The following is an 11,309-nucleotide window of genomic DNA, read 5'->3' as shown; positions in this document are numbered from 1 at the left end:
TCGGGCTGGGTTCTGCCAGCCCCAGGGAAATGGCACGGCGGGTATCCGCCACCCGATGGGAGGAACGCATGGCCGAGATCGTGGTCCTGGGCGCGGGCCTGGGGGGAACGCTGGCAGCTTTCGAAATCCTGCCGACCCTGAGAAAAGAAGACCGCCTGACCGTGATCGGTCAGGGCCGGACCTTCCACTTCGTTCCGTCCAATCCGTGGATCGCAGTCGGGTGGCGGGACCGGCAGGACATTGAAGTCGATCTGGACAACGTCATGGCACGCCGCCGGATCAGGTTCGTCTCCACCGGCGCGGAGCGCCTGCATCCGGCAGAGAACCGGATCGACCTTACCGATGGGTCGTCGCTCGGCTACGACTATCTGGTGATCGCCACCGGACCGGAGCTGGCCTTCGACGAGGTCCCGGGCCTGGGACCGGACGGCTTCACGCATTCCATCTGCCATATCGACCACGCCGTGAAGGCCAAGGAAGCCTTCGACCGCTTCCTGGCGAAACCCGGCCCGATCATCGTCGGGGCGGCACAAGGGGCTTCGTGCTTCGGTCCGGCCTACGAGTTCGCCCTGATCCTGGATACGGAACTGCGCCGCCGCCGCATCCGCGACCAGGTTCCCATGACCTTCGTGACGGCCGAGCCCTATATCGGACATCTGGGACTGGACGGGGTGGGGGACACCAAGTCGCTGCTGGAAAGCGAACTGCGCAACCGGCACATCAAATGGATCACCAACGCCCGCATCCTGGGGGTGGAAGCGGGCAGCATGAGCGTGGAGGAACTGACCGACGACGGCCAGATCCGCAGGACCCACGCCCTGCCCTTCGCCTATTCCATGATCCTGCCGGCCTTCCGCGGCGTGGCGGCCCTGCGCGGTGCGGAAGGGCTGGTGAACCCCCGCGGCTTCGTCGTCGTGGACGCCTACCAGCGCAATCCGACCTTCCCGAACGTGTTCGCCGTCGGCGTCTGCGTGGCGATCGCACCGACGGGGCCGACGCCGGTGCCGGTCGGCGTGCCGAAGACCGGCTTCATGATCGAATCCATGGTCACCGCCACGGCGGAGAATCTGCGCTGCCTGCTGCGCGGCAGGCCGGCCCACAGCCAGGCGACCTGGAACGCCGTCTGCCTTGCCGATTTCGGCGACGGCGGGGTGGCCTTCGTGGCCCAGCCCCAGATCCCCCCGCGCAACGTCAACTGGTCGTCCAAGGGCCGCTGGGTCCACTGGGCAAAGATCGGCTTCGAGCGCTACTTCATGAACAAGATCAGGGTCGGACGGAAGCAGCCTTTCTATGAGAAGCTGCTGCTCGACCAGCTCAACATCCGCCTGATCAAGTCGCGCCCCGATGTCGTCGCAGCGCCCGTCGGACAGGACTGAGCAGCCGTCTCAGGCCAGGTGAACCTGGTTCCGGCCGGCGGCCTTGGCGCGGTAGAGAGCCGCGTCCACCCGCCGGAACAGGGCGTCGATGCTCTCACCCGGGGTGGCCTGCCCGACGCCGATGCTGACGGTGACGCCCCCTGGCCCGACGTCCCCTGGCCCGACGTCGGCGATGGACAGCGCGGCGACGGCGCGGCGCAGGTCAGAGGCCAGGGCCTGCGCCGAGACGGCATCCGTCTCGGGCAACAGCAGGGAGAACTCCTCCCCGCCCCACCGGGCGAGGCAGTCCACCTGCCGCGAGCGCCCGGCCAGGACGCCCGCCACCATCTGCAACGCCCGGTCCCCGAGGGCGTGGCCGTGCGTGTCGTTGAACTGCTTGAAATGGTCGATGTCGATCAGCAGCAGCGAGAAGGGGCGCCCGTAGCGCAGGGCGCGCGCGGCCGCTTCCTCCAGCGCCTGTTCGAAGCGGCGGCGGTTCCAGACGCCCGTCAGGGGATCGTTCAGCGCCGCCTGCTCCAGCGACGCCTCCAGCCGCTTGCGCTCGGTGATGTCCAGCAGCACGCCGTTGATGGAGACGGTGCCGTCCGGCCGCGGCCGCGGCCGGGCCCGGCCCAGCAGCCAACGTCCGGGGGCCGGATCGGCGCCCCCTGCCCCGTCCGTCCCGGCCTCGGGCGGATGGACGTGGAACTCCTGGTCCCAGGCCACACCCTCCCGCGCGGCCCGGCGCAGCCCGTACAGGACTCCGATCCACTGCTTGCGGCTCATGGCGCCCGCCAGCACCCCGGGCATCGTCAGATCGGCACCCGGCGGCAGACCCACCAGCGTGTTGGCGGCGGAACTGAAATAGGTCGGCAACACCCGGCCGTCGGGCCGGATCTCGGCCTGGAAGACCGCCCCCGGCAAGGAGTTGGTGAGGTCGGTGACCCGCGCGTCGCGCTCCTTCTCCTCCGTCAGGTCGCAGAAGCTGACAACGACCCCGACAACCCCGTCCCGGCCACGCACGGGGCTGGCGGTGATCCGTGCCGGGAACGGCGATCCGTCCTGGCGGAAGAGGGGGCATTCAAGATCGCGGACAGGGCTGCCCGTCGCCGCGACCTGCAGGACGGGATGCGCCGCGGCCCCGGTCCCGCCGGGAACGAGGAAACGGCCGATGCCGCCCCGCATCAGCTCGCTCTCGTGGCTGTAGCCGAAGGCCTGTACCGCTGCCGGATTCACGAAGGTGACGTTGCCCAGGAGATCGACACCGCAGACACCGTCCTGCACGCTTTCAAGGAGCAGCCGGTTGAACAGCTCGGCCTCGATCACCGCCGTCACGTCATGGATGATGCAGAGCAGCAGGCGCCGACCCTGGAGCTGGATGGGGCCGGCATAGACCTGGACATCGCGCAGCGAGCCGTCGGCCATGCGATGGCGGAACCGCTGGGGATAATGCCCGCCGCTCCAGGAGGAGATTTCCCGCATCACCGGCAGGACGGAGCGGTCCAGGGTGTTGATGTCCCAGACATGCAGGGTCCGGAACCGTTCCCGGCTGTGGCCGTAGAACTCGGCCGCCTTCGGGTTCACATCGACGATGGCGCCGTCGCGCTCCGGGTCGATCAGCAGGATCGGGGCGGCATTGGTGGCGAAGAGGGCGTCGAAGGTGGAGCCGTCGGGGACCGGGGGATCCGGGGACGACGGCCGGTCGGCCACGGCCTGCACCGGCCGCAGTCTGGCGACACCGTCCTGCCGGTCGTGACTGTCCTGCCGGGCACGGCTCTCGCCCCCCCTCCTGATCCAATCGATTCGACCGGTCATGCTGCCCGCTTCAACCAAGGATGTCTGGGATTAGTTTAGCTCAAAATTAGCACTCCTTTGCAGGAAGGAAACATGAAGCATGCGCATTTATGCGCATCGGCGGCAGACGGCGGATCGGGGCGGGTGGAACGCGGCGCAGGCGGGGGATCGGCGGCGGGGGTGCCGCCGCCCCGGATCCCGTGGACGCCATCCTCAGTTGTGCGCAGCCTGCCGGGCCGCCGCCACCTCCTCGACCGGGACGGGATCGGGGAACTGGTTGCCGAAATGGGTGCGGACATAGCCGACCACGGCACTGATCTGCGCATCCGAGAGGAAGGAGAAGGACGGCATCGCCTTGCGTCCACCCACCACCATGGAAACCGGATAGGCCGCGACCTCCAGATTGGGATTTGCGGCCAGTGCCGGATAGGCGCCGGCACCGGAAGCCCCCTCCCCCGTCGGCATGTGGCAGCCCTGGCAGATGGCGCGGTAAAGCTCGCCGCCGTCACTGTAGGCGAAACGGTCCGGTGCCGCGAAGGCGCTGGACTGCACGTCGGTGGACTGCGCCGCCGCCGGCAGAACGGCGGTGACCGCCGCAAGGACCGCAGCCGTGCCAAGGAGCCCGGACAGGGTCCGCTTCCGCGTCGGGTTCATCATCGCTTTCATCGTCCTTTCCTCCCCTTCAGGTCTTCGACGGCGCGGGCTGCGCGACGATGCGCTGGTGCAGGCGGGTGATGGCGTCCAGGGCCGAGGTGACGGCGCCTTCCTGCCAGGCGGGCAGGTAGGAGGCGTGCTCGCCGGCCAGCAGGATGCGGCCGTCGATCTGGCAGAGGTTGCGGTAGTGCTGGGCCCGGGTCTTCTCGGTCCAGTGGCCGAAGCAGCCCATGGTCCAGGGCACCCGGTGCCAGGCCACGGCGACGCCGCAGTCGAACTCCTCCCGGTACTGCGGATGGATCTGGGCGCCGAACTCCACGGCCCGCCGGACCCGCTCCTCCGGCGGCATGGCGCTGAACTCGTAGGCGTAGGGTCCCCAGGCATAGGCGCCGAGCAGCACCGCCTTGCCCTTGGAGCCGTAGCCGGTGTTGGGGTAGCCGATCAGCGAGATGGGCAGGTCGGTGTAGCTCATCCCGCCATAGATGGCGTCGTCCTGTTCCCAGAAGCGGCGCTTGAACTGCAACCCGATCTTCAGGCTGGCCTCATACGGGACAGCGGCGATGGCATGCGCCATGTCCGGGCCGACATTGAGCGGAATCTGGCTGAGGACCGAGAGCGGGATGGTGCAGAGGCACCAGTCCGCCCGGGCCATCTCCGGACCGCCCCCCTTGCCGTCGTCGAAGCTGACGGTGACGCCGCTGTCGTCCTGGTGGATGCCGCGGACCCGTGCCCCGTAGCGGATCCTGTCCTTGACCTGCTCCGCCAGAGCGTAGGCCACCCTGTCCATGCCGCCCACGGGCTGGAACAGGGTGGTCTGGAATTCCAGTTCGTTGCCGGCGGCGATCTGGCGCCAGAGGCCGGAGCGCAGGATGTCAGCGAAGCCGATCGGCTCGGACGGGACCGGCTCACCCGACAGACCGCCGCCGGGCGGTCTGGCGAAGCCCCGGCGCATGCTGGACTCCCCACCCGCGCGGTACTGCATCTCGCGGTCCAGCGCCCCCCAGTCGCGCAGGGCTTCCAGCAGGCGCTCGGTGTCCTCCTTCTCGACCAGACCATCGAGCCCGCCCTTGTGCGCGAGCTTGGCCAGCAGGTCCGCCACATGGCCCTGGAAGTCGGCTTCGACCTCGCGGTAGCGGACCGGCTTGCCGCCGAAGGCGTCCTTGGAATGGACGTAGGCGTTGTAGTTGACCTGGGTGAAGGGCTCCAGCGGAACGCCCAGGGTCATGCAGTAGTGCATCACCCCGTGGTGATGGTGGGGAATGCGCCAGGGTCCCGGATTGACGTAGTTGCCGGGATCGAAGCCGACCGTCTGGGTGAAGCCGCCCAGCTCCGTGTAGACGTCGCCGCCGCGCAGGGTCCAGCAGCGGCCGCCCGGCCGGTCGCGGTATTCCAGGACCTGGACCCTGTAGCCCGCCTTCGACAGCTCGTAGGCGGCCACGAGGCCGGCGACGCCAGCCCCCAGGATCAGCACGGAGGCCCCGGCGGGCGCCGCGGACAATGCCGGCGGTCCCTTGAACTCGGACTCCGCGGCCAGCCCCAGGCTGCTGGCGGCCTGGTACATCAGCGAGCTGCCGGCCGATACGCCGATCATGGCCAGAAGACGCCGGCGCGTCAGGGGACCACGGACCGCGGCACCGATGGGATGGGATGGTGATGGGAGCATTCCGTAACCTCGAACATCGCGGCCGGTGCGCACCATGGACTGGGGGACACCGGCCTTGCGGATCAGGCCGAGGCGATGCGGGCGCCCTCGCCCGCATCGCTGCGGACGACGTCAGAAGGTGGCCGTGAGGCGGGCGTACCAGAGCCCGCCATTGTACCCGAAGGGCGAACTGTCCGGGTAGACCTGCCCGTAGGAGTAGGTTCCGTCAGCCTGCGTGTAGACGCGGTCCGGATGGTTGTCGAAGAGGTTGTCCACCCCGACGGAGAGCGTCAGCCACTCCGCATGGGTGTAGGAGACCTCGGCATCGAACAGCCATTCCGACCCGAAGGTCTGGGCGTAGGAACCGGTGTCCGTCCACTTGGAATAGTAGCTGCCGCGGGTCTGGAGCGAGAACGGCCCGATCGTGTAGAGGGCCGTGAGGGTGCCGCGCCAGTCGGGGAGCATGTCCTCGATGTCGGCCTTGCGCGTGTCGCCGATCACCGTCTCGTCGCGTTTGGTGACCTTGGTGCGGTTGTAGTTGAGGGCGCCGGTCAGGGCCAGGGTGCCCTCGCCGGCATCAAAGCTGGTGTTGGCGACGACGTCGATGCCCTCGGTCCGGGTGTCGAAGGCGTTGGTGAAGTAATTGACCAGCCCCAGCGTGTTCGCCCCCGGCACGCCCAGCGCCGCCAGGGCGGCCTGGTCCGCCGCGGTCGGCTCGAAGTCGCCGGAGATGGCGATGCGGTCCTCGACCTTGATGTTGTAGTAGTCGACCGTCAGGGTCACGGCGCCCGGCAGCGTCGCCACGAAGCCGCCGGCGATGTTGAAGGATTCCTCCGGCGTCAGCGGCTCGGCCCCGAAGTAGCGGGCGACGACGCTGGCGGCGGGATAGGTGCCGCGGGCCACCGGGTTGGGGTTGCCGGCGACGAAGGTCGTCTGCACCGACGAGGTCTGCGCCTGACCCGGTGTCGGCACCCGGAAGCCGGTGTTGACGGAGCCGCGCAGGGCCAGGTCGTCCGTCAGCTCGTAGCGGCCGCTGACCTTCCAGTTGATCTTGTCTCCGAAATCGTCGAAGTCCTCGTAGCGGCCGGCGACGCCCAGGGTGAAGCCTTCGACGAGATCGACCTCGGTATCGAGATAGGCGGCGACGTTGTCGCGCTTGAACTCCCCCGAATCCTCGGGCCGGAACCCCGGATAACCGTTGGAGCCGACCGGCAGGCCCGTCGGCAGGCCGGTGCGCGCATCGATGAAGTAGGCGTAGGGGCCGACCGCGTAGGAGGCGGTATCGCCGGGGCCGATCTCATACAGCTCGCGCCGGTACTCACCACCGAAGGCGATGTTCAGCGGGCTGGCCAGCCCGACCTCGACCGGATAGGCGAAGTCGGCGTTGAGGTTCGTCTCCTCCTGCACCATCCGGCCGACATAGAAGGAGGTCGGGCTGTCGGGGCCGAGCGACGGGTTGACCGTGTTCTTCAGGTCGTAGTCAAGCTGGCTGCGCCCGAAACCGGCGCTCAGCTCATAGCGGAAGCCGGAGTCCAGCTCGTGGCGGAACCCGCCGACGATGGAGGCGTCCTTGAGGTCGCCGTAGAAGCGGGGCGTGAAGCCGTCCGGAAACCAGTCGGTGAAGCGGAAGCCGGAGGGCTGGCCGGGAACCGGGATCGTCGGCCCGTTCACGGCGTGATCCAGTGTCGGCGGGCGGTAGTAGAAACTGCCGTCCGTCTTGCTGCTGCCGTAGTTGCCGAAGGCGAAGATGCTCTTGCCTTCGCCCAGGTCGATGCCGGAATTGACGAACAGGCGCTCGGCCTCGGAATTCGGGTCGCCCCAGTTCATCACCGGATCGGGCGCCCCGGCCGTCGCTTCCGGATGCTGGAGCCCGCGGTTGGTCGGGTCGGCGTTCACGTACTCCGCGCTGGCATTGAAGAAGCCGGTATCGCCCAGCGGCAGCCCGACATTGGCCTGGGCCCGCAGATTGTCGCCGTCGCCCTCGAAGGTGGAGCCGTATTGCAGGCTGGCCGAGCCGCCGTCGGCATCATCCTTGAGCTGGAAGTTGATGACGCCGGCGATGGCGTCGGAGCCGTACTGGGCCGAGGCGCCGTCGCGCAGCACTTCGACCTGCTTGATGGCGATGCTGGGGATCTGCGCCAGATCGGGAGCCTGGGCGCCCGCGGCCAGCGCACCGCCGCCGAGCTGGACCAGGGCCGAGCGGTGGCGGCGCTTGCCGTTCACCAGGACCAGGGTCTGGTCGGGGGGAAGGCCCCGCAACGTCGGCGGCCGGACGAAGGTGGAGCCGTCGGAGATCGCGTTGCGGCTGACATTGAAGGACGGAACCAGCGTCCGCAGGATGTCGTTGGTGTCCGTCGGTCCCTGGCGTTGCAGATCGTCGGCCCCGAACACGTCGATGGGGGAGAGCGATTCCGTGGCCGTGCGGTTGCTGACGCGCGTGCCCGTCACGATGATCTCGTCCAGGCTCTCCTGCGCCAGCGCCGGCGGAGACAGGACCGGGACAAGGCAGCTTCCGGCCGCCAGCCCCAGCATGAGGCGCCGGGAAACAGTATCGGCGATGCCGCTCCCCCTGCGCGGGAGAGTACCCGTCAGACTGCCCTTCTGAAGACTGCCCTTCTGACTGCTTCTCATTGTGTGCGGCTCCCTGTTCATTCGGTCAGGCCCCTTCCAGGAGACCTTCCCTCCCCGGAGACGCAGGGGTTCGTTCAGCCAGGCATGCCGGCTGGTGCGGGACCGTCCGGAGACGGCCCGTTCCCCTGTCTTGTCGTCGGAAGCAGGCGGCGCCCCTGCCCGTGGGGTCCGGGTTATCCGGTTGCCCCGGGGCGCCGCCGACCCGTCACGGCGTAGCGGGCGCGGGGGCCTTGGCCGCCAGGACCTCGATCTCCACGAGCATGCCCGGACTCACGAGGCCCGCCACCTGGACGGTGGACCGGGTCGGCTTGTTCGGCTGGTCCGGCGTACCGAAGAACTGCGAATAGCCCTCCATCATGCCGGCGAAGTCCATCCGGCCGCCGATCTCGGGATCGCCGACCAGGAACACGGTCATCTGGATCACATCCCCCAGGGCGAGGCCCTGCCCGGCGAGGATGTCCTTGATCCGGTTCAGCACATTGACGGTCTGGGTCTTCGTGCTGCCGAAGGAGCGGATGCTGCCCTTCGGCGCCTCGGCATCGACGATCGGCGGCACCGTGCCGCTGAGGAAATAGAAGGTCGAGCCCGGCGGCACCTGAACGACGGAGGCGATGGGAAAGTCCGGGACGTTGGTCCGCTTGATCTCCTCGGCCTGGACGGCCCCGCCGGAAAGGAGGGCGGCAGCGCCGAGCACCAGGGACATGGATCGGATGAACTTCAACTTCAGCCTCCTTGCTGGTGAACCAGGAAACGGGCCCGGATGCACAACTTATGTTGGTATGTCTCCAGCGTCCCGCGCTGGCCATATTCTTGCAATTAGCGCGCCACATTTCTGCGGCCGCGAAATCTTGATTTCCGCGGCCTTTCCTTGGCATCTCTTGGTGATTATTCGGTCAGTCCGCCCGGGATTCGCGCACATGCCCAGTTCCGCGGCAACCGGCCGCACTGCGGCAAACCCGCCCAAGCCCTTGAGGTCACTTGCAGACGGCGACGCACCCGGCAGGCAGACGGGTCGCCTGCCGGTATCTCGATCTGACAGAGGGGAAAGACTACGGGAAAGAAAAGCCCCTGCGAGCCCCTATCGCTGGACCTCCACGGCCCGGGCCTCGGTCAGGCCGTAGCGGACCAGCTCGTACTCGAAGGGCGAGCCGGTGGAATGGTAGCGGAAGGGCACCCGGTAGCGGGTGTCGACGGGCCCCAGCCCGTAGCGGGCAACCTTGTAGCCCGTATGCCCGTCGATCCGGTCGGGCATGATGTAGGAGAAACTGGCCCAGTCCAGCACCTGCCCCACCGCATCGCGCACGTTGGAGGGACCAAGGGCAGGCAGCACCAGATAGGCCCCTGGCCCCACGCCCCAGTAGCCCAGCGTCTGGCCGAAATCCTCGGACTCGCGCCGGATGCCCAGCTCCGACGCCACGTCGAACAGGCCCAGAAGGCCCAGGGTGGAGTTCACCGCGAAACGCACCAGCGTCGGCCCGGCTTTGCCCGCCCGCAGTTGCAGCACCGAATTGAGGAAGGTGTTGATCTCGCCCAGATTCAGGAAGAAGGACGACACGCGCTTGCGCACGAAGCCCGGCGTGACCGCGACATAGGCATCGACGACAGGGATCAGCACGTACTCGTCGAGCCGGGCATTGAAGCGGTAGAGCCGGCGGTTCGTCCCCTCCAGCGGATCGGGGACGTAGAGCGGGTCGCGCACCTGCGTCGGCCGGTCGTAGAGGTCGGGAAGCTGGCGCTGTGGCGGCGCATGGCCGCCGGGATCGGCCGTGCCCGCACAGCCGCCGAGAAGCAGAACGAGCAGCAGCGGCCGGGCCAGGGCGCTGAGGGGAGCGCGGCGGGGCATGTCCGGCCTCATGGTGCGAGATACGAGGTGATGAAGGCCATCACGGCCCGGTGCTGGAGGTTTCCCATATGGCCGCCGTTGGGGTAGATGCGGCTGCGGGAACCGAACAGGCGACGCAGTTCCTCCAGGTCGCCCGGTGCCAGGATCACGTCGTCGGCGTTCGTCATCAGCCAGACCCTGGGGTTCGCTTCCAGCCAGGGGCCGATGACCCGCAGGCTGGTCTGGTCCAGCAGGTCGGCCCGGGTCAGTCCCGGATTCTGCTGCAGATAATAGTCGGCGTAGATGTCCTCGAAATAGTCGAGCAGGCTGGTCCGGATGGCGACGGCGAAATAGTCCGACATCGGGGTGACCGTCCGGAACGGACGCCCCGCGGGGAAGATGTAGCCGCCGCCGCGCATCACGTCGGCGGTGAAGATCAGGTTCGCCGCCGACAGCCGGAAGGACAGACCGATCGCCGTCGCCACCCGGTCGTCGTCGGGGCGCAGGCGGGCATAGGTGTCGAAGGTGAAGTCCGGGTCGTTGAAATCCAGCGCGTCGGTGCCGGTCACGGCGGTCAGCCGCGCCACCGCCCGGTCCAGGAAGGTGTTCAGCCCGTCGATCCCGTCCGGCAGGCCCCGCAGCAGCATCTCGTCGATGCGCTGGATCGAGCGGTAGAGGCTGAGCGGCGGGTTGATCAGCAGCACGCGGTCGAAGCCGAAGGCGCGCTCGCGCTCGTCAAGATGCGCCACGAAGGCGGCATGCCAGGCGCCAAGGCTGTAGCCGGTCAGGCTGTAGCCGGTGATCCGGTGGTCCTTGCGCAGCCGCGCATCCACCAGCCGCATGATGCGGTAGAGATCGGCGGCGTCCGTCTCCGCCCGGCCGGGCAGCATGGTGCTGCTGCCGGCGATGATGAAGTTCGGATGGGTCGGCGAGGGCAGCAGCACGACATGCACCCCGGCCCGGTACAGCCCCTGGGCCAGCGCCAGCATGTGCCGGGCGCGGTCGTCGGCGCCGGTGCCGGCGACGACGAAGACCAGCGGCGCCGGCCCGGGCTGCAACAGTTCGGAATAGCGCAGCCGGTCCTGATACCAGAAGCCGTCCGGGATCGTCCGGTCCGGGAAGACGGTCAGCCCGCGCCGGGCCGGCGACAGGTCCGGGTCCTCCGGCGCCCGCATCGCCGGCGGGGTCCCCAGCACCGTGGCGGCCCAGGGATTGCCGATCGGGTAGTCGTAGTCCGGGATCGGAGCGGCGGGAGCCGGCGGCGGCTCCGGGGACCCGGCGCAGCCACCGGCCAGCCCCAGAACCAGCAGCAGGGAGAACAGGCGCACCAGTACCCCCCGCACCGGGCCGGGGCTTGCCCGGTGGCGGGTCCTCACATCATCCGAAGCGTCATGCACGCCCGGTCCTCCCG

Annotated in this window: 8 protein-coding genes; 1 reads left to right on the top strand and 7 read right to left on the bottom strand. The window is 68.6% G+C overall.

The genetic code is table 11. The annotated features are described in order from the left end of the window. Nucleotides 1–68 precede the first annotated feature (68 nt). A complete protein-coding gene (locus tag RC1_RS18750) occupies nt 69–1,376 on the top strand; it encodes an NAD(P)/FAD-dependent oxidoreductase (protein ID WP_012569039.1) in 1,308 nt (435 codons plus the stop codon). A gap of 9 nt (nt 1,377–1,385) precedes the next feature. On the opposite strand, the gene RC1_RS18745 is transcribed toward RC1_RS18750, so the two are convergent. The 7 genes from RC1_RS18745 to RC1_RS18715 form a co-directional block, all read right to left on the bottom strand. Then, entirely contained in the window at nt 1,386–3,170 is a 1,785-nt protein-coding gene (locus tag RC1_RS18745; RefSeq protein WP_012569038.1) for a sensor domain-containing diguanylate cyclase, read from the bottom strand. Nucleotides 3,171–3,362: 192 nt separating this feature from the next. Continuing rightward, nucleotides 3,363–3,815 carry a c-type cytochrome gene (locus tag RC1_RS18740; protein ID WP_012569037.1) on the bottom strand — a complete coding sequence of 151 codons (453 nt, stop codon included), beginning with the start codon at nt 3,813–3,815 and terminating at the stop codon, nt 3,363–3,365. Nucleotides 3,816–3,831: 16 nt separating this feature from the next. After that, nucleotides 3,832–5,394, bottom strand: coding sequence for a flavin monoamine oxidase family protein (locus RC1_RS18735; RefSeq protein WP_234703801.1), 1,563 nt, complete (start codon nt 5,392–5,394; stop codon nt 3,832–3,834). Nucleotides 5,395–5,577: 183 nt separating this feature from the next. After that, entirely contained in the window at nt 5,578–8,076 is a 2,499-nt protein-coding gene (locus RC1_RS18730; RefSeq protein WP_234703800.1) for a TonB-dependent receptor plug domain-containing protein, read from the bottom strand. A gap of 205 nt (nt 8,077–8,281) precedes the next feature. Continuing rightward, nucleotides 8,282–8,797 carry a RidA family protein gene (locus RC1_RS18725; protein ID WP_012569033.1) on the bottom strand — a complete coding sequence of 172 codons (516 nt, stop codon included), beginning with the start codon at nt 8,795–8,797 and terminating at the stop codon, nt 8,282–8,284. A gap of 357 nt (nt 8,798–9,154) precedes the next feature. Next, entirely contained in the window at nt 9,155–9,919 is a 765-nt protein-coding gene (locus RC1_RS18720) for an MlaA family lipoprotein (RefSeq protein WP_012569032.1), read from the bottom strand. A gap of 8 nt (nt 9,920–9,927) precedes the next feature. Beyond that, complete coding sequence (locus tag RC1_RS18715) at nt 9,928–11,226, bottom strand: alpha/beta fold hydrolase (protein WP_012569031.1); 1,299 nt, start codon at nt 11,224–11,226, stop codon at nt 9,928–9,930. Nucleotides 11,227–11,309: the final 83 nt, after the last annotated feature.

It is taken from the genome of Rhodospirillum centenum SW (assembly GCF_000016185.1).
Taxonomy (GTDB): domain Bacteria; phylum Pseudomonadota; class Alphaproteobacteria; order Azospirillales; family Azospirillaceae; genus Rhodocista; species Rhodocista centena.
This window is presented reverse-complemented; position numbering and strand designations above follow the sequence as displayed.

Excerpts from the sequence above, each read along its gene's own strand:
- RC1_RS18750 (WP_012569039.1), top strand. The coding sequence starts at position 69 with ATGGCCGAGATCGTGGTCCTGGGCGCGGGCCTGGGGGGAACGCTGGCA.
- RC1_RS18745 (WP_012569038.1), bottom strand. The coding sequence starts at position 3,170 with ATGACCGGTCGAATCGATTGGATCAGGAGGGGGGGCGAGAGCCGTGCC.
- RC1_RS18740 (WP_012569037.1), bottom strand. The coding sequence starts at position 3,815 with ATGAAAGCGATGATGAACCCGACGCGGAAGCGGACCCTGTCCGGGCTC.
- RC1_RS18735 (WP_234703801.1), bottom strand. The coding sequence starts at position 5,394 with ATGATCGGCGTATCGGCCGGCAGCTCGCTGATGTACCAGGCCGCCAGC.
- RC1_RS18730 (WP_234703800.1), bottom strand. The coding sequence starts at position 8,076 with ATGAGAAGCAGTCAGAAGGGCAGTCTTCAGAAGGGCAGTCTGACGGGT.
- RC1_RS18720 (WP_012569032.1), bottom strand. The coding sequence starts at position 9,919 with ATGCCCCGCCGCGCTCCCCTCAGCGCCCTGGCCCGGCCGCTGCTGCTC.